General features: G+C 70.3%; 20 protein-coding genes. 16 read left to right on the forward strand and 4 right to left on the reverse strand.

The features are described 5' to 3' along the window. Positions 1-26 precede the first annotated feature (26 nt). The gene (locus ABC271_RS12915) at positions 27-839 is read right to left on the reverse strand and encodes a hypothetical protein (RefSeq protein ID WP_412925244.1); all 813 of its coding nucleotides are present in this window, start codon (positions 837-839) and stop codon (positions 27-29) included. 156 nt (positions 840-995) lie between these two features. Between ABC271_RS12915 and ABC271_RS12920 the strand changes: the two genes are divergently transcribed. The 11 genes from ABC271_RS12920 (at position 996) to ABC271_RS12970 (ending at position 10,721) form a co-directional block, all read left to right on the forward strand. Next, positions 996-2,030, forward strand: a complete 1,035-nt coding sequence (locus tag ABC271_RS12920) for an LLM class flavin-dependent oxidoreductase (protein WP_412925245.1) — start codon at positions 996-998, stop codon at positions 2,028-2,030. An 85-nt stretch (positions 2,031-2,115) separates the two neighbouring features. After that, positions 2,116-2,586 carry a GNAT family N-acetyltransferase gene (locus tag ABC271_RS12925; RefSeq protein ID WP_412925246.1) on the forward strand — a complete coding sequence of 157 codons (471 nt, stop codon included), beginning with the start codon at positions 2,116-2,118 and terminating at the stop codon, positions 2,584-2,586. A 150-nt stretch (positions 2,587-2,736) separates the two neighbouring features. After that, positions 2,737-4,140: a glycoside hydrolase family 113 protein gene (locus ABC271_RS12930; RefSeq protein WP_412925247.1), complete on the forward strand. Its 1,404-nt coding sequence runs from the start codon at positions 2,737-2,739 to the stop codon at positions 4,138-4,140. Between the two features lie 172 nt (positions 4,141-4,312). After that, on the forward strand, positions 4,313-4,594 hold the full coding sequence (locus ABC271_RS12935) for a GlsB/YeaQ/YmgE family stress response membrane protein (RefSeq protein WP_412925248.1): 282 nt from the start codon (positions 4,313-4,315) through the stop codon (positions 4,592-4,594). A gap of 91 nt (positions 4,595-4,685) precedes the next feature. Continuing rightward, positions 4,686-5,354 carry a nucleoside/nucleotide kinase family protein gene (locus ABC271_RS12940; RefSeq protein WP_412925249.1) on the forward strand — a complete coding sequence of 223 codons (669 nt, stop codon included), beginning with the start codon at positions 4,686-4,688 and terminating at the stop codon, positions 5,352-5,354. 83 nt (positions 5,355-5,437) lie between these two features. Further along, entirely contained in the window at positions 5,438-5,800 is a 363-nt protein-coding gene (locus ABC271_RS12945; RefSeq protein WP_412925250.1) for a GntR family transcriptional regulator, read from the forward strand. After that, complete coding sequence (locus ABC271_RS12950; protein ID WP_412925251.1) at positions 5,797-6,693, forward strand: ABC transporter ATP-binding protein; 897 nt, start codon at positions 5,797-5,799, stop codon at positions 6,691-6,693. The genes ABC271_RS12945 and ABC271_RS12950 overlap by 4 nt, the downstream gene beginning before the upstream one ends. Then, complete coding sequence (locus tag ABC271_RS12955) at positions 6,690-7,418, forward strand: hypothetical protein (RefSeq protein ID WP_412925252.1); 729 nt, start codon at positions 6,690-6,692, stop codon at positions 7,416-7,418. Before ABC271_RS12950 ends, ABC271_RS12955 begins: the two co-directional genes overlap by 4 nt. A gap of 17 nt (positions 7,419-7,435) precedes the next feature. After that, positions 7,436-8,302 (forward strand): GNAT family N-acetyltransferase, encoded by an 867-nt coding sequence (locus tag ABC271_RS12960; protein ID WP_412925253.1) that lies wholly within the window; start codon positions 7,436-7,438, stop codon positions 8,300-8,302. Between the two features lie 61 nt (positions 8,303-8,363). Then, positions 8,364-9,671, forward strand: a complete 1,308-nt coding sequence (locus tag ABC271_RS12965) for an HNH endonuclease signature motif containing protein (RefSeq protein ID WP_412925254.1) — start codon at positions 8,364-8,366, stop codon at positions 9,669-9,671. Between the two features lie 93 nt (positions 9,672-9,764). Next, positions 9,765-10,721 (forward strand): NAD-dependent epimerase/dehydratase family protein, encoded by a 957-nt coding sequence (locus ABC271_RS12970; RefSeq protein WP_412925255.1) that lies wholly within the window; start codon positions 9,765-9,767, stop codon positions 10,719-10,721. Between the two features lie 9 nt (positions 10,722-10,730). Here ABC271_RS12970 and ABC271_RS12975 read toward each other — a convergent pair whose 3' ends face one another. Further along, on the reverse strand, positions 10,731-11,297 hold the full coding sequence (locus tag ABC271_RS12975; protein ID WP_412925256.1) for a ribonuclease H family protein: 567 nt from the start codon (positions 11,295-11,297) through the stop codon (positions 10,731-10,733). Positions 11,298-11,415: 118 nt separating this feature from the next. Here ABC271_RS12975 and ABC271_RS12980 point away from each other — a divergent pair, with 118 nt between their 5' ends. Beyond that, a complete protein-coding gene (locus tag ABC271_RS12980) occupies positions 11,416-11,943 on the forward strand; it encodes a hypothetical protein (protein WP_412925257.1) in 528 nt (175 codons plus the stop codon). Between the two features lies 1 nt (position 11,944). On the opposite strand, the gene gnd is transcribed toward ABC271_RS12980, so the two are convergent. Both gnd and ABC271_RS12990 read right to left on the reverse strand, forming a co-directional pair. Beyond that, positions 11,945-13,006 carry a phosphogluconate dehydrogenase (NAD(+)-dependent, decarboxylating) gene (gnd, locus tag ABC271_RS12985; protein WP_412925258.1) on the reverse strand — a complete coding sequence of 354 codons (1,062 nt, stop codon included), beginning with the start codon at positions 13,004-13,006 and terminating at the stop codon, positions 11,945-11,947. 79 nt (positions 13,007-13,085) lie between these two features. After that, complete coding sequence (locus ABC271_RS12990) at positions 13,086-13,589, reverse strand: bifunctional nuclease family protein (RefSeq protein WP_412925259.1); 504 nt, start codon at positions 13,587-13,589, stop codon at positions 13,086-13,088. A 194-nt stretch (positions 13,590-13,783) separates the two neighbouring features. Here ABC271_RS12990 and ABC271_RS12995 point away from each other — a divergent pair, with 194 nt between their 5' ends. Genes ABC271_RS12995 through ABC271_RS13010 form a run of 4 tightly spaced genes read left to right on the forward strand, consistent with a single transcriptional unit; the run spans position 13,784 to position 18,133 of the window. Continuing rightward, entirely contained in the window at positions 13,784-14,719 is a 936-nt protein-coding gene (locus ABC271_RS12995) for a hypothetical protein (protein ID WP_412925260.1), read from the forward strand. Beyond that, complete coding sequence (locus tag ABC271_RS13000; RefSeq protein ID WP_412925261.1) at positions 14,716-16,230, forward strand: efflux RND transporter periplasmic adaptor subunit; 1,515 nt, start codon at positions 14,716-14,718, stop codon at positions 16,228-16,230. The genes ABC271_RS12995 and ABC271_RS13000 overlap by 4 nt, the downstream gene beginning before the upstream one ends. Beyond that, entirely contained in the window at positions 16,227-16,904 is a 678-nt protein-coding gene (locus ABC271_RS13005) for an ABC transporter ATP-binding protein (RefSeq protein WP_412925262.1), read from the forward strand. The genes ABC271_RS13000 and ABC271_RS13005 overlap by 4 nt, the downstream gene beginning before the upstream one ends. Beyond that, positions 16,901-18,133, forward strand: a complete 1,233-nt coding sequence (locus tag ABC271_RS13010) for an ABC transporter permease (protein ID WP_412925263.1) — start codon at positions 16,901-16,903, stop codon at positions 18,131-18,133. The genes ABC271_RS13005 and ABC271_RS13010 overlap by 4 nt, the downstream gene beginning before the upstream one ends. The last annotated feature ends 2 nt before the right edge of the window (positions 18,134-18,135 follow it).

An 18,135-nucleotide genomic window follows, 5' to 3' on the forward strand; every position in this document is an offset into this window, starting at 1 on the left:
CGCCCGTCGCCGACCGGCCGATGCCCTCATTCCGCGTCCGAGAACACCCCCACCCGCTCGCCGTCACGGACGAACTGCACCGAGCTGCCGACGGGGAAGCGTTCCCGGAAAGCGTCCGGCATCTCCGGTGTGACGACGAATTCCACCGTGGCCGGGAAGACGCCGGCGCCGCAGGCCCCGCTGCGGTAACCGCCCTGGAACGCGCCGCTCGCGCCGAGCTCGGGGATGATCGCGGTGTCGACGAGCAGCAGGCAGTCGGCCCGGGTGCCGGCCGAGTCCACCGCCGTCGACCCGGCGAACGCCGTCAGGCCGTGGAAGTCGGTGTACCCCGCCACGTCGGCGGAGTCGAATCCCCACGTCCCGAGCGCCGAGGTGTCCACCGCCGGATCGGGACGGAGGGTGTCCACCTGCGCGACTCCGGCGGTGCGCGGGACCGGGGCAAACGTCGTGGCCGCGATCGAGGCGGCGCTGCTGAGCGCCGCGACAGCCGCGAGGGAGCCGGCCCACAGCCAGAGCGTGCGGGTGCGACGCACGAGCGGGCTGCGCTCCGGCCGCTCCTCGGCTTCGTCGGCGGAGAGGTCGGAAGTGGTGTCCGCCGCGGGAGCGGTATCCGCGTCGGTGGCTGCGGCGTCGGTGGCTGCGGCGTTGACGGCGGGTGCCGACGCACCCTGGACGACGATCGGCGAGGTCGACTCCGCGCGCCGACGGCGCTCGAGCTCCTCCAGCTCGCGCAATCGCGCCCAGGCCAGGGGATCCCCGGCGAGATCGGCTTCCGGGCCGTACGCCCGCGCTCGGAGCCGTGCCAGCTCGCTCCGCGCCTCGGCATCCATGCCCTGCATCGTCCCACAGCCTTGACGGTGCGGGGCCGGTCTGGACGACGAGCCGGGGCACCGGAGGGGTGTCGGCCGCGGCCGCGTCGCCCGGGAGCCTTCGACTCCCTGACATCGCGCATCCATTCGAGGGAATAGATCAAGGGATGCCGCGTTGCACACCGTATGCGCTCTTTCGGCACTCTCTCCTTCGGGCACTACGGGCCGCTCGGCGGTGGTCATCACCTCTCCGCCGGCGACTCGATGCTGCAGGCCATCGACCTGGCCCAGGGCATGGACGACCTGGGCGTGAACGGTATCTCGTTCCGCGTCCACCATTTCGCCCGGCAACAGGCGGCCCCCATGCCGTTGCTCGCGGCGATCGCGGCACGCACGTCGCGCATCGAGGTGGGTACGGGCGTCATCGACATGCGATACGAGAACCCGCTGATGCTCGCCGAGGAGGCGGCATCCGTCGACCTGATCAGCGCCAATCGACTCGCCCTCGGCGTGAGCCGCGGGTCACCCGAGTCGGTCGTCCGCGGGTACGAGGCATTCGGCTACACCGGGTCGGAGGACCCGCGCGGCGCCGACATCGCCCGTGACCACTTCGATCTGTTCCTGCGTGCGATCGACGGCGAGGGACTCGCCGAGCGCGACCCGATGAGCCCGTTCGGCGGCGGAACCGGTCTCCAGCGCATCGAACCCCACTCCCCCGGGCTGCGTAAGCGCATCTGGTGGGGCGCCGGCACGACGGCGACGGCCGAGTGGGCCGGACGCACGGGCGTCAACCTCATGTCCTCGACCCTTCTGACCGAGGCCGACGGCACGCCGTTCGACATCCTGCAGGCCCGCCAGCTCGACGCGTTCCGCGACGCGTGGAAGGATGCCGGTCACGCGGGCGAGCCCCGCACATCCGTGAGCCGCAGCATCTTCCCGATCGTGAGCGACGAGGACCGGATGTACTTCGGCGGTTCCGCCGGCTCCGACCAGATCGGCGTCATCGACGGGATGCGGTCGACCTTCGGCAAGACGTACGCCGCCGAGCCCGACGCCCTCATCGAGCAGCTGCAGAACGACGCTGCGGTGATGAGCGCGGACACCTTGATGCTCACGATCCCGTCGCAGATGGGGGTCGAGTTCAACCTGCGGCTCGTCGAGAACTTCGCAAAGCACGTCGCGCCGGCGCTCGGCTGGCAGTCGACGCTCGCGACGGTCTGATCACTTCTCCCGCCAACGGACCCGGATGCCGACACCCTCGGCACCCGGGTCCGTTCGTCTGCGCCGCTCGATCTAGGCTGGCGGAATGACGTCCGTGCGGGTAGCCGAATTCCCCCGCGATCGCGCCACCGTCACGGCACTTCTGTCCGCGTACCTTCGGACGACGGAGGCGGAGAAGGCCGAACACGGCCTCGTCGTCGCCGACGCTCCTCTTCCCGACCGCTACGCCCGCGAGATCGCCGACCCGGACGCGGCGCTGGCCGGACGCCGCGTCCTCATCGCAACCCACGATGGCGTCGATTGCGGCCTCGTGGTCGTGAGCGACGCGGGGGATGCCGCCGAGATCTCACGTTTCTGGACGACGCCCACAGTCCGCGGTCGCGGGATCGGCGCTGCCCTCCTGAGCGCGGCGACGAACCTCGCCGGCCGCCCCGTCCGACTGTCCGTCTGGTCGTGGCGCGAGCCGGCCATCCGTCTCTACCGCCGGTACGGATTCGAGGTCGTTCCGTCGTGGGACGACCGCCCCGACCTCGTGTGTCTCGAACGACACGAATGAGCGCGATGCCCCCGAATCGGTGGGTCTCACCCGCGCCGCGGATCCGCGTTCTACCATGAAACGAGGGCATCCGCTCACCGATCGAACGACGGTCGCGGGGTCCGAATCGCGTCGACGGCGACGTCACGGCGACGCGAGGCGAGGTGCAGGATGGACGTTTCCCGGCGAATGGTGCTCACCGGCGCACTCGGGGCGGTCGGGCTCGGTGTCGGCATCGGGTGCGTCGTCGTGGCATCCGGACTCCTCGGCGCCCCGGAAGCGGCGCCGACGCCGACGCGCGTACCGACACCCTTACCGTCGCCGAGCCGAAGCCCGGGCGTCGGAGATCTCGAGCTGCACGCGTGGGACAGGGTGGTGCGATCGATCTCCACGACGCAGGACGCGACGGTGACCCTCGTCGACGGCGCGCTCCCTACCGGACTCGCCATCGCCGGTGGAGCGCTGGTCGGTCGGCCGACCATCACGGGTCCCTACGCCTTTCGCCTCGACGTGAACGAAGGACCGACGCGGCATCGACGCACGTACGCCGGCGAGGTCGCCCCCATCAAACGCGACCTCAGCGTGTCGCTGACTCTGGATGCCACCACCCCGATGTCCGTGACCGAGAAGGAGCTCGACCGCATCGCGCTTCTCGGAGCCAACGCCACGCTCGTCATCCTCTGCTTCATCCCTGACGCGACCTCGACGACCTTCACCCGCGTCGCGGACGCGCGCATCCAGAGGGCGTTCCGTCTGGCGCGCGAACGCGGCGTGCGCATCACCCTCCTGAAGCCGCACATCGTGACGGAGAGCGAGGCGGACAACTTCTATCGCGCGAACTACGCGCCGGACTCCATCGATGCCTTCTTCGCGAACTGGGGCCGGCAGTTGCAGTACTTCGCGCGCCTCTGCGCCGAGAACGACGTCGAATACCTGTCCCTGACGTGCGAGCAGCCCGGCCAGACGGACGCCGCCCAGTACGACCGGTGGGTGCCGCTCATCACCAGACTGCGAGCGGCGTATCCGCGACTCAAACTGACGGCCGCGTTCACGACTCTCGAGCTCTTCCTGCTGTACACCCACTGGGTGCCGGCGAACACGCCTCATCTGGCGCGGTTGCTCGACGTCTTCGGTATCAATTCGTGGGTGCGATTGACCGACAAGGTGTACACCCCCGACGCGCCGAACATCAGCGTCGACGATCTCGTGGCGGGGTGGCGAGGCGCCGGTGGTCGGACGGACGACCACCTGGGCAAGCTCGAATTCGTCTGCGAGCACTTGCGTCTGCCTTTCTTGATCACCGAGGTGGGAGTGCGCCCGCACGTCGACGGCCTCGCCAAACAGGAGGGCAGCCAACCGGTGACAGGGGCGAGGAATCACGACGTCCAGGCCCTGCTCTACCGCTCGGTCCTGCGGGCGCCATTCGAGTCGGCGTGGTGCACGGGCGCGTCCATCTGGCACATTCATGAGCCGTTCGCCTTCGGCGATCCGCGCCACGACACTCTGCTCGCCGGCGAGCGCGTGGTGATGGACGCCATCGCGAGGACGCCGTCTTTCGCGACAAAGGACTTCTGATCCCTTGCCCTCCGCGCACCACGGACGGGCTGCCGCCGGCCCCGAGAGGATAGCCAGTCACGACCGCCGACTCAAGGGCCGACGAGAGAGCGGGCACCCGGCATAGCGTCGTCCGTGCACCTCATCCAGAGGGGCGCCGTGCCACCTGGCACCTCACAGCAAGGAGAAAACCGTGCTTTGGACGATCCTCGGCCTCATCATCGTGGGCCTCATCGCCGGCTTCATCGCGCGTGCCGTCATCCCCGGCAAGCAGAGCATGGGCATCCTCATGACCATCGTCCTGGGAATCGTCGGCTCGTTCGTCGGCGGATTCCTCGGATTCCTGATCTTCGGCAGCGACCCGATGGGCGGGTTCCTCCAGCCCGCCGGGATCATCGGTTCGATCATCGGCGCGATCATCGTGCTCGGGATCTACGTCTTCGCCACACGCGGACGCAGCGCCCGCGCGCGCTGACCTCGGCGGCAGCAGACACGGCGCCCCCGCGTCCCCGGCTCCGGCCGGGTCGCGGGGGCGCTTCTGCGTCACGGACCGCTAGGTTCGGCACATGCCCGCGCTCGCCTCACCGCCCCCGGACGCCGTCGCGGCCCTGGCCGACCGTGTCGAGCGGGCGGCATCCGGACCGTCCCGATTCCTGCTCGGCATCGCCGGGAGCCCCGGGAGCGGGAAGACGACGCTCGCCGCGGCGCTCGTCGCGGAGCTGAACACCCGACGCCCGGACACGACGGCGGCATTGCCGATGGACGGTTTCCACCTCGCCAACGCCACGCTCGACCGGCTCGGCCGCCACGGTCGCAAGGGCGCGATCGATACGTTCGACGGGTGGGGCCTCCTCGCGCTGCTGCGCCGCGTGCGCGCGGAGACCGGGCACACCGTCTTCGCGCCGAGCTTCCGTCGCGAGGTCGACGAGGGCGTCGCGGGCGAGATCGCCATCGAACCCGGAGTGCGAGTCGTCGTCGTGGAGGGCAACTACCTCCTCGTCGACGACGGCCCGTGGGCGCTCGTGGGCGACGCGCTCGACGAGGCGTGGTTCTGCGCGACGCCGCCGGGCGCGCGCGAGCAGCGTCTCATCGAGCGGCACACGCGGCACGGTCGCACGATCGAGGCGGCGACGGCGTGGGCGCGGGAGGTCGACGGCGTCAACGCCGCGCTGATCGAGGCGACGCGCACGCGGGCCGACCTCGTGGTGTCCGGCGAGACGGGAGCGGTCGCCTAGGGAACCGCGAGGTGCCCCGGTCCTTGACATCCCACATCCGACCTCCTAGGTTCATTACTCAAGTAACGAACCCAAGGAGTCCGATGCTCGACGACGGCAAGCCGATCTTCATCCAGATCGCCGAGTCCATCGCCGACGGCGTGCTCGCCGGCAGCTATCCCGAGGGCACGCAAGTGCCCTCGACGAACGAGCTCGCCGCGTTCCACCGCATCAACCCCGCGACGGTCGGCAAGGGTCTCGGCCTCCTCGTCGACCGCGACATCCTCCACAAGCGGCGCGGTCTCGGCATGTTCGTCAGCGAGGGTGCCCGCCAGCGACTCCGCGATGAGCGCACGACCGCCTTCCGCGCCGGCTTCGTCGCGCCACTCCTCGCCGAGGCCCACTCTCTCGGCCTCGACCTCACCGACATCCATCGCATCATCGACCAGGAAGGGGCATCCTCATGACGCAGCCCGCCGTCCGCCTGTCGGGGGTGTCGCGCCGTTTCCGGCGCACGCGCGCCCTCGACGACCTCACCCTCGACATACCCATGAACGCCATCACGGGCCTCCTCGGCCGCAACGGCGCGGGTAAGACGACACTCATGTCGATCATCGCCGGCCACGACCGACCCACATCCGGTTCGGTGGAGGTGTTCGGCACCGACCCCTTCGAGGATGCCTCGACCATGTCATCCATCAGCTTCGTCCGCGACAACCAGAGGTACCCCGAGGACTTCACGCTGCGCCAGGTGCTCGAGGTCGCTCCACTGTTCCACGCGGGGTGGAGCACCGAGGTCGCCGAGCGCCTCGTCCACGGGTTCCGACTCCCCCGCAAGACGGCGATCAAGAAGCTGTCCCGGGGCCAGGCATCGTCGCTCGGCATCGTGCTCGGCCTCGCCTCGCGTGCGCCACTGACGATCTTCGACGAGCCTTACCTCGGACTGGATGCCACGGCCCGCCGCTTCTTCTACGACACCCTCATGCAGGACTACATCGATCATCCCCGCACGATCCTGGTGTCCACGCACCTCATCGACGAGATGGAGCCCCTCCTGGAGCACGTCGTGATCGTGGACGAGGGGCGTCTCGTGCGCACGGCCGCCGCCGACGATCTGCGCGGCAGCGCGGTCACCGTCAGCGGATTCGCGGCGGCGGTCGAGACCCTGGCCGCGGGACGACCGGTGCTGCAGCGACGGACGATCGGCGGCCTCTGCTCCGTCGTCCTCGAGACGCCGGCCGACGACGCCCTCCGGGACGGCGCGGCGAGAGCCGGGGTGCAGCTGACCCCGGCGACCCTGCAAGACCTCGTCGCCGCGTACGGCGTCGAGGCGGAATCCCTGGAAGGAACGCGCGCATGAGCACCTCGACCATCGAACGTCGACGCGGCGCCTCGCCGCTGGACGTGCTGCGACTCCATTTCGCACAGCGTGCCCTGCTGCTGCGCACTCCGCCGGGGATCATGCTCGTGGTCTTCGCGTTCATCGTCATCCTCGCCGTCATCTTCTGGCGCGCCGGTCTCGAGCCGGGCAGCGCCGAATGGGTGCAGAGCAGCCGAAACAACGGCGGTGTGGTCTGGGCGCTGCCGGGCTTCCTGGTGTGGCTCGGGATCCAGACGGTGTCACTGACCTTCCCGCTCGCGCTCTCCCTCGGGAGCACACGCCGCACCTTCGTCGGGGGAACCCTCCTCACTCACGTCGCGCTCGCGCTGTACGTCACCGCGATGCTGCTGGTGCTGCTGGCCGTCGAACTCGCCACGAACCACTGGTTCTTCGGTCTCTACCTCACGGACGTCGCCATCCTCGGCTCTGGCAACCCGTGGCAGCTCGCGCTCACGTCCTTCCTCGGCGCACTGTTCGCACTGTCCGGCGGCGGTGCGTTCGCCGCGGCCTGGGTGCGGTTCGGGGCCATGGGTCCCACCGCGCTCGGCGCCGTCTCGGTGCTCGGCCTGGGGATCGCCGTGATCCTGCTCATCCCCCTCGCCCCGGCCGCACAGCCGTGGTGGGCCGCCGTGGCCGCGGTGATCGTGATCGTCCTCGCCTTCGTCGGCCAGTACATTCTGCTGCGCCGCGCGTCGGTGCGATGAGGTCGGGCCGCTCCTCCGTGACCGTCCACCTCGTTCCCCTGGATGCCGCGGGCACCGACCGCGAGGAGCTCCGCCGGTTCCTCACGACCGAGACCTTCCCGTTCCATGTCGTCGCGCGGCCGACCGCCGACCAGGTGGATGCGGCGATCGAGGCTGGCGCGTGGGGCGACGCGGACACCGAAGCGCTGTGGATCGATCATCCCGAGTACGGCCGCGTCGGCGTGCTCCGCCTCGAAGACCTGAACGATCCGACCGCGATGATCGACCTGCGGCTCGCGGAGCGGTGGCGCGGCCGCGGGCTGGGCGCCGAGGCGCTCGACGCGGCGTCCGACCGCGTCTTCGAGACGCGGGCGGCGGTGCTCCGGTTCGAGGGGCAGACCCGCGCCGACAACGTCGCGATGCGCCGCACCTTCTCACGCTGCGAGTGGACGCAGGAGGCCTCCTACCGCGACGGCTGGCCCGTGGAAGGCGGCGAGCCCCTGACATCCGTCGCCTACGCGATTCTCCGACGCGAGCGCGGTCGGGATGCAGCCGCCGTTCCCGATCCGGTCCGGCTCGCGTGGGAGTCCGAGGAGCTGCTGCTCACACCCACGGTCCGTGGCGATGCCGCTCGACTGCGCGAGCTCCTCGCGGAGGACTTCGCCGAGATCGGGCAGTCGGGACGCCGGTGGACCCGGAGCGAGATCATCGCGGCACAGACGACGGACACTCCGGGCGGCCGTTTCGAGATGAGCGAGCGCGAGGCTCGGGTCGTGGGCCCGGACCTCGTCCTGCTGCACTACCGCCTCCTGCTCGACGGGCGCGACACCCGTCGGTCGGCGCTCTGGCGCTGCGACCCGTACCCGCGCTGCGTCTTCCATCAGGGCACCGCGGTCGGAACCTGACTGCTCCTCCCCCTGTGGACGGTCGGGACGCGATGTCGGAGCTCCATGACAGCATGTGTGCATGCCAGATCGACCGCCCGTCTTCAACGATCGGGAGGACGCCGTCCTCACCGACGTGGTCGGCGCGCTGATCGAGAGCGAGCGCGCTCTCGCCGAGCTCGAGGCGGCCCGCGTCCTGCAGTTCGCGGCCGCGATGCGCGTCGCACTCCACCGGAGAGAGCACCGACCCCGAGCAGTGCAGGAACGCGAGATGGCGCTGCGGTCGATTGCGGCCGAGATCGGCGTGGCCCTCCGATGGAACGACCGCACCGTGCAACGCCGCCTCGGCGAGGCCCTGCAGTTGGTCGACGACTTCCCGGCGACGCTACGAGCCCTCGCCGAGGCGCGGATCAGCGCTCGGCACGCGGCGGTCATCCGCGACATCGGCGCAGAGCTCGCCGATCCGTCTGTCCGTGCCGAGTTCGAGCGTCGCGTCGTCGAACGCGCGGCGACCGACACGGTGGTCGGAACGCGGGCCTTCGCTCGCGCCCTCGTCGAAGAGCTTCATTCGGTGTCGATCACGGATCGGTTCGCGAACGCCCAGCAGCAGCGCCGCGTCTGGATCGACGACGCCGTCGACGGCATGGCCCGACTCGGCGTGCTCGACGGCGCCACGAAGATCCGGGCGATGTACGACCGCCTCACCCGACAGGCGCGCGAGATCCGGGCAGTCGCACGATCCGCCGAGCTCGACGACACCGGTCCGGATGCCGTGCACGACCGCCGTACGATCGACCACGTCCGCGCCGACCTGCTGTGCGATCTAGTCCTCACCGGCCGGCCGGTGATCGACCCGACGATCGACGCCCTGCCGGGCGGACTCGGGGCGATCCGCGCGCACGTATCGGTCGTGGTTCCCGCCCTCACCGCCGTCGGTGCGAGCGACGGCGGCGCCGAGGTCGACGGGCTCAGCCCGATCGACGCCGACACCGCGCGGCGACTCCTTGCCGACTGCCCGGCGTGGGAGCGGCTCGTCACGCATCCGATCACGGGCGCGGTGCTCGCGGTCGATCGGTACCGCCCCTCCCCCGCCCTCCGACGCTTCGTCCGAGCGCGCGACGTGCACTGTCGATTCCCCGGATGCCGTCAGCCGGCGCGCCGATGCGACCTGGACCACACCCACGATCACGCCCGTGGCGGACCGACCGCCCGAAGCAACCTCGCGTGCCTGTGCAAGCGCCATCACACGCTGAAGACCGAGACCCCCTGGACCGCCCAGCAGCTCCTCGACGGCACCATCGAGTGGACGAGCCCGCTCGGGCGCTCGGTCACGGACCGGCCCGAAAGGTACGTCGCATTCGTTCCCGTGCCGGATCCGCCGCCGTTCTGATCCGCTCTCGGGCGACGTGCCGGCTCGGGCGGGCACTCCGCCCTCCGCGAACGTCCCTCCTCACGCGACCGCGACGATGCTTGGCTGGCGAGCATGCGACGTGTCCTCATCCTCGGCGGCACCGCGTGGCTCGGCCGTGCCATCGCGAAAGCCGCGCTCGCGCACGGCAGCGAGGTGACGTGCCTGGCCCGCGGAGAATCGGGCATCGTCCCCCGGGGCGCCCGACTGCTCCGCGCGGATAGGAGCACCCCCGGCGCGTACGACGATGTCGACGGTGAATGGGACGACGTCGTCGAGCTTTCGTGGGACCCGGGCTTCGTGGCATCCGCGCTGGATGCCCTCGCCGGTCGCGCCGCGCACTGGACGCTGGTGTCCAGCGTGTCCGTCTACGCTCGCGCCGACGTCCCCTTCGCCGACGAGATGGCAGAGCTCGTCGACCCCGTCGATCTCACGCGATACGCGGATGCCAAAGTGCACGCCGAGCGACTCACCTCGGCGCGAAGGGGGGAACGGGCGCTGCTCGTCAGGGCCGGACTCATCGTCGGTCCGGGTGACCCCACCGACAGGTTCGGCTACTGGCCCGCGCGCTTCGCCCGCGGCGGACGAGTCCTGGTTCCGACGAGCACCGGGCGTCACGTCCAGGGCATCGACGTCGATGACCTCGCGGCATGGATCGAACTCGCCGGGCGCGCGGGTGTCACGGGGCCCGTCAACGCGGTCGGCGAGGAGCATCCGCTCGCCGACGTCCTCACCGCCGCCCGCGACGCCGCGGACGCGGCGACGGAGAGCGTCACCCTCGACGACGACACGCTCGAGGCACGGGGTGTGCAGTACTGGTCGGGACCCCGATCCCTCCCCCTGTGGCTCCCCGACAGCGAGGCAGGCTTCGCGCGGCGGAGCGACGCCGCGTTCCCGGCGGCGGGCGGGGTACGTCGACCGCTTGCCGAGACGATGCGTCGCACTCTCGACGATGAGCGGGCACGCGGGATCGATCGTCCCCGCCACGCCGGGCTCACCGCCGCCGAGGAGCGTGAGGTGCTCGAGACCTGATACCTCGCGTCAGCGCCCGTTGCGGTCAGCGGCGGAGCGCGGCGGGGCCGACGCGACATCCAGTCGGTCGAGACCGCGGAGCGAAGTCCAGATGAGCTCCTCGCCCTTCGCGGCATGCTGCGACGCCCGCACGGCGCGCTCGTCGGCCCACGAGTTCAGCACGTGGCCGCTGTGCCCGCGAACGTGCTCGAGCACCACGTCGGGGAGCCCAGCGGCGCGACGCGCATCCCTCGCCGCGATGAGCGCCTCGAGGATGCCGCGATTGGCGACGGGTTTCTTCGCCGACGTGACCCACCCGCGGCGGCGATGTCCGTCCATCCACGACGAGTACGTGTCGATGGCGTACTTCGAGTCCGCTTGCACCACGAGGTCCCGGACATCGGCGTGGTCGGTGATCGCGTGCAGCAGTCCGAGCAGCTCGCCGATGTTGTTCGTCCCCTCCGGGATCGAGCCGGCGGCCCAATGGCCGTCTTCGCCGACCCAGGCCCACCCGGCGGGACCCGGATTCCCCTTGCACGCGCCGTCGGTGGCGACGACGTAGCGATCGGAGGATGCGGGTGAGGAAGCACTGCTCATCCCTCTAGTCTCCCCGACCCCGCACGGATGAACTGCCGGATGGAGTCTCGGGCCGCGGCGCGCGTCATTCCGGCGCCGCCGCGCGGCCGAGCGTGGCGCGCCTGCCAGAGTCCCGTGCATGATCGTGCCGCGCACCCGCTTGTCGTTCGCCGCCCGCAGTGCCATCGCCGCAGGCGCCGTGATCATCGCCGCCACCGTCGGCTTCCTCGTCTGCTTTCTGACCGCTCAGCCCGCGCCCGCCGGACCGAACGCCGAGGCGACCGAGCGGCTGAGTCAGTGGCAGCAGATCTTCGAGCAGTACCGAGCGCGCAAAGGCGCTTTGCCCGACCTGCCCGATGGCGGGTACTGCCTCGGCACGGGCTTCCCGACGGGAAGCGGTGGCACCGCGAACTGCCGCGACTATGACGCCAGCAACTATTACACCGAGGCCGGCAGCGTGTCCCTGATGCAGGCGCTCTCTTCCGTCGGCTCGTTGCCCGAAGGTGTCTCCGCCCCGGTGCAGGGAACGATCGGGCCCTACGCGGAGTACCGCAACGGCCAGATCGCGCTCCTGACCGCGGAAGAGGGCGGCTGCGTCGCTCCGGCCACCGAAGTGTGGAACGACGGAGCCACCCTCTTCATCTGCGGGATCACGCTGAAGCGCTGACTCAGCTCCCGCTGCTGTCGGCCTTCTTGCCGCCCGCTTCGAGCACGTCTCCGGCGGGAAGCTCCTGGTGACCGCCGAACTGCAGTCGCATCGCCGAGAGCACCTGGTTGGCGAAGTGGTCCTCACCTCGCGAAGCGAACCGCTCGAACAGCGACGACGCCAACACGGGGACCGGAACGCCGGTGTCCACGGCGGCCTTCACGGTCCAACGTCCCTCACCCGAGTCCGACACGCGGCCCGCGAGCCCGTCGAGAGTGGGATTCTGCGCCAAGGCCGCGGCCGTGAGGTCGAGCAGCCACGACGAGATGACCGATCCGCGCCGCCACAGTTCCGACACCTTGGCGGTGTCGATGTCGAACTGGTAGAACTCGGGTTCCTCCAGCGGCGCGACTTCGGCGGAGTGCTCGCCCTGCTTGAGGCCCGCGTCGGCGTTGTTGAGCACGTTGAGTCCCTCGGCGAGCGCGGCCATGATGCCGTACTCGATGCCGTTGTGGACCATCTTCACGAAGTGCCCGGCGCCGGACGGGCCGCAGTGCAGGTAGCCGCGCTCCTCCGGGGAGTAGTCACCGGTCCGACCGGGGGTGCGCTCGACGTCGCCGGGGCCCGGAGCGATGGTGCGCAGCACCGGCTCCAGGTGGGTGACGGCCTCATCGGGGCCGCCGACCATGAGGCAGTAGCCGCGCTCCAGACCGAACACGCCGCCGCTCGTGCCGACGTCGACGTAGTGGATGCCGGCGTCCTTGAGCTTCGCGGCCCGACGGACGTCGTCGCGGTAGTTCGAGTTGCCCCCGTCGATGATGATGTCGCCAGCCTCCAGCACATCGGCGACCTGGTCCACGACGCTGCCGGTCAGCCCGGCGGGGATCATGAGCCAGACCACGCGCGGCGCCTCGAGCTTCGCGGCCAGATCCGCGAAGCTGTTCGCCCCGACGGCCCCTTCCGCAGCCAGACCGCTCACCGCGTCCTGGTTCACGTCGTAGACGACGCAGTCGTGGCCGTCTTTCATGAGCCTGCGGACGATGTTGCCGCCCATTCGTCCGAGTCCGACCATGGCGAGTTGCATCCGTACCCCGTTCGTCGTGATTTCCGCCACGGAGGGCGGCTCTTCGAGTCTAGGAGCGCGCGGGGCGCTCACGGCCCGGTCAACTGTCGAAGTCTTCGGGGTCCACATCGTCGAGGAACCTGCGGAACTCCTCCACGCGATCCTCGTCTCCGCGCGTGTCCAATTCCACGGCTCCCTCGGGCACGCCCGCGACGGCGAAGACTGCTTCCGCGACGGCGATCGGCGCGTCCGTGCGCACGGCGAGGGCGATGGCATCGGAGGGACGCGCATCGATGATCAACGGACCCGTCGGTGTCCGCAGGTGGATCTCGGCGTAGAAGGTGCCCTCGGCGAGCCGCGTCACCTGTACGCGCTCGACGGATGCCGCCAGCTGACGCAGCATGACGACCATCAGGTCGTGCGCGAGCGGCCGTGGAGTACTCGTTCCCTCGACCGCGACGAGGATCGACATCGCCTCCTGCGGACCGATCCATACCGGGAGCACGGTGCCGTCCTCGACGCCCGAGCCGGGCAGCGGAGCCAGGAGGATCACGTGCTGGTGGGCGGAGTCCAAGGCCACGCCGAGAACACGAACCGGGACCATGACGCCATCGTACGGCGCGGCCGAGATCGTCGAGATGGTCGGTGGAACAGCACGGATGACATGACGGGTGATTCGGTGAGGTCGCGAAGCGGCGACTCCCGCGAGATGGCGCGGGAGACATCAGAGACTCATAGGTGCGCATAAGTCTTCGCTAAGAACGCTTGTTACCTCTGACCTCCGAACCGGAGGTATCAATGTCCATCAATCGCATCACTCTCACCGTCCCCGCCACCCTCGGCGCGCTCCTGATGTTCGCGGGGTGCGCATCGTCGAGCCCGACGCCGGACGCCAGTTCAGCGGGCGACTCCCCGCTCACGCCCTACCTGTCCGCCATCTACGGCGTCGATGCCGATCCGACCTCGCGCAACGCCGAGTTCGCGGAGCGACAGAAGAAGTCCGAGACCCTCGTCGCCGCGTGCATGAAGGAGAAGGGCTTCGAGTACACCCCCGTCACCGACCTGGGCTCGGTCGCGAGCGGGCAGGAGCAGAAGCCCGACGACCGCGAGTGGGTGGCGCAGAACGGCTACGGGATGCTCAGCTCGCTGGGCGAGTCCACGACCACCGACCCCAACGCGGACTACGTCGAGTCGCTCTCGGAATCGGAGCGAAACGCCTTCAACGAGGCGCTCTGGGGCCAGTACGCCACGGGCGAGGTCAGCGGTCAATTCGATCCCGAGAAGGCCGGATGCCAGGGTGCCGCCCAGGTGGAGGCCGGACAGCAGAACCCCCTCGATTCGGACGAGTTCGCCGATCTTCGGCAAGCGTTCGAGGACCTCTCCTCCGAGATCAGCTCCCTCCCCGAGCAGCAGAAGGCGGACAGCGACTGGTCCTCGTGCATGGCGGATGCCGGCTACCCGGACCTGAAGACCCAGTCCGACGCCCTGATGAGCATCAGCACCCGTATCGGCGAGGTCAACGGCGACGGATCCACGCTGCCGGACGAGTCCAAGATCGCCGAACTGAAGAAGGTCGAGATCGACACCGCCCTCGCCGACTTCGACTGCCGCGCCAAGACCGACTACGCCGAGCGTTCGAAGAAGGCGCAGTGGGCGTTAGAGGAGAAGTTCGTCGCCGCACACAAGTCCGAGCTCGAGGCAGCCAAGGCGGCCGCCGAACAGGCACGATCGTGACGGGATTGCGGGAACGCACGACGGCGGTCGTGGCATCCACTGTCGCCGTCGTGCAGCGAAACCGACCCTTGTGGATCGTCGCGGCCGTGGCGGTCGCGTCGCTGGCGACGGGGCTCGGGGTCGGCCGCTTCGTCATCTCACCCGCCGACGCGGCCGCGAACAGCGCGCCTCCCGCGCCCGGGTACGTCACGGCTCCCGTCGAATCCGGCCCGCTCAGCAACGACGTGACCCTGCGGGCCGACTTCGGCTACGCCGACCCGGTGGAGGTCAAAGTCGACACCGCCGGACTCCCCGGCGCCGCGATCGTCACCGGTCGTGTGCCGGAGGTCGGGGCGCAGGTGGACAAGCTCTCGATCGCGCTCGAGGTTGCCGGGCGCCCGGTCATCGTTCTCCCCGGCGAACTCCCGGCTTACCGCGCTCTCCGATTCGGGGTCTCCGGTCCGGACGTCTCGCAGTTCAAGACCGCGATGCGGGCGATCGGGCTGGATGCCGGAGACCCGGCCAACGCGATGTTCGACGAACAGGCCGCCTCCGCGGTCACCGCGTTGTATGCACAAGCGGGGTATCCCGCTCCGACCATCCCCGACGAGACCATCGCCGCGGTGCGGAGCGCCCAGAGCGCCGTCGCGTCCGCCGAACGCGCGGTGGCGGCCGCCCGGACCGCCGACGACGCGGCGCGCGCCGGGGCCACAGCGGTGGACAAGCAGGAAGCCGACAACGCGGTCGCCGCCGCTCAGCGTGCCCTCGACACGGCCGTGGGCCAGGGGGAAGACGATGCGACCGTCGCCACCCTGCGCGACGCCCTGTCGCTCGCTCAGGCCAAGCGGACTCAACTCGACGCGCCCAAGGACACGTCGGCGACCCGCGCCGACCTCGAATCGGCCAGGGACCAGCTCGAGCAGGCGCGCGACGACTTGGCACGTGCGCGGGAACGGGCGCTCCCGTCGCTCCCCGCCGGGGAAGTGCTCTACCTCTCCAACTTGCCCCGGCGCGTGGACTCCGTGGACGCCCAGCGCGGCACCGAGCTCAAGGGCACCGCCATGGTCGTGTCGGGGGCGACGCTGTCGCTGGCGGGCTCGGCGCCCGAGTCGGATGGGCGTCTCCTCGCGAAAGGGTCTAAGGCGACGGTGGATCTGCCCGACGGGACGTCTCTCGACGCCACCGTGTCGGAGGTCACCCCGGGCGAGAAGTCCGGAGACCGGTGGAAGATCCTCCTCGCCCCCGCGGCCGTGACCGACCAGCAGCTCGCTGAGCTCCGGGGGAAGAACCTCCGAGTCCGCATCCCCGTCGCCAGCACCGCCGGCGACGTCCTGCACGTGCCCCTGGCTGCGCTCTCCGCGGGCCCCGGCGGTGAGGACCGTGTCGAGGTCGTCTCCGGCGACCCGCGGGACCCGAAGGCTTCCACCCGTCTGGTCGTCGTCGAGACGGGCCTCGCGGCCTCCGGCGCGGTGGAGATCCGCCCGGTCGACGGCGACCTGTCCGTCGGCGACCAGGTCGTGGTCGGCCGATGAGCGCGCCACTGCTGGAGCTGCGCGAGGTCACGCGATCCTTTCCCGGTGACCCGGAGGTTCGCGCCCTGCGCGGAATCGACCTCACCGTCGTCGATGGCGACTATCTGGCCATCGTGGGGCCGAGTGGCTCGGGAAAGTCGACGATGCTGAACGTCCTGGGGCTGCTCGATCGCCCCACCAGCGGGGAGTACCTGCTGGAGGACACCTCGACGACAGCACTGGGGGACGAGGCCCGCACGGCGCTGCGGGCGCGCGTCCTCGGATTCGTCTTCCAGTCGTTCCATCTGCTCCCCCGTCGGACGGTCCTCGAGAACGTCCTGCTCCCCCTGATCTACAGTGGCGCGCCCCGTGCCGAGCGAGAGACTCGCGCGCGCGAGGCTCTCCACCGGGTGGGGCTCGACCACCGCATCGACTTCCGACCCGACGTCCTCTCCGGGGGCGAGCGTCAGCGTGTCGCCGTCGCGCGCGCCATCGTCACCCGGCCCCGCGTGGTGCTGGCGGACGAACCCACCGGCAACCTCGACGGCGAGAGGACGGAGGAGATCATGACGCTGTTCGAGGAACTGCACCGAGGGGGAATGACGCTCGTCGTCATCACCCACGACACCGCCGTAGCGGATCGCGCCGATCGCGTCGTGCGGATCACCGACGGCCGCCTGAGCGAGGTCTCATGAAGGACAAGAAGTCGCCCGACCGTTTCCGTTTCGGCGATCTCATGATCGAGGCGACCAGCGACATCGGCGCGCGCCCCGGCCGACTGATCGTCACCATCGCCGGCGCGGTCCTCGGCATCGCGGCTCTCGTGGCCACGGCCGGTCTCGCGCAGACCGCCTCCGACCAGATCGAGCGGCAGTTCACCGCCATCGCGTCGACGCAGGTCGTGGCACGCCCCGCGACGGCCAAGAACCAGGACGGCGAGAGCGTCGCCACCGCGACCCTGCCCGCCGATGCCGCGGATCGGATCAGCCGTCTCGCGGGCGTGGAGGCATCCGCGACCCTGAGCCCCCTCGACCTGCGCGGCGGGTCGGTGTCGGCGGTGTCGGTGGTCGATCCCTCCGCCCCCGCCACCGTCTCACCGAAGGTCTTCGCATCCGGTGCCGGACTGGTCAACACCGTAGGAGCCCGGGTCGTGAGCGGACGGTTCTTCGACGCCGGACACGATCGGCGCGGAGACCGGGTCGCCGTCCTGGGCGCCGAGGCCGCGGACGCGCTCGGCGTGCGCCGGTTGGACGCTCAACCGTCGATCTTCCTCGACGGGCGGGCGTACGCGGTGATCGGCATCATCACCGACGTCGACGCCGTGGGCGACCTCGCCGGCGCGGTGATCATTCCCGACGGGGCCGCGCGGGTCGATTTCGCGTTGCGTTCCCCGAGCGAGGTCCGAGCGCGCATCGTGCCCGGAGCCGGCCCGCAACTGCGTCCGCAACTCGCCCTCGCCCTGGCTCCCGATGCACCGGACGACATCACGGTGGGAGCGCCGGCATCCCGATCCGAGGTCAGCAAGGGGGTTCAGAGCGACGTCGCGTCCATCTTCACGGTGGTGGGCATCGTGGTGCTCCTCGTCGGGGGCCTGGGGATCGCCACCGTGACGATGCTCTCGGTCACCGAGCGCACCGCCGAGATCGGCCTGCGTCGCGCGCTGGGAGCGACCCGCCGCCAGATCGCGGCGCAATTCGTCGTGGAGTCGGTGGTGATCGGCGGGCTGGGCGGACTGATCGGTTCCTCGCTCGGGGTGTTCACGGTGGTCGCGGTGGCACTCGTCCAGCACTGGACACCCGTGCTCAACCCCCTCGTGGCCGTCGGCGGCGCCTTCCTCGGGGCCGCGGTCGGCCTCGTCGCGGGTGGTCTCCCGGCGCGCCGCGCGGCACGCGTCGAACCCGTCGTGGCGCTGCGGGGCACCTGACC

The sequence above is a fragment of the Microbacterium canaveralium genome (assembly GCF_047238045.1).
Classification (GTDB): domain Bacteria; phylum Actinomycetota; class Actinomycetes; order Actinomycetales; family Microbacteriaceae; genus Microbacterium.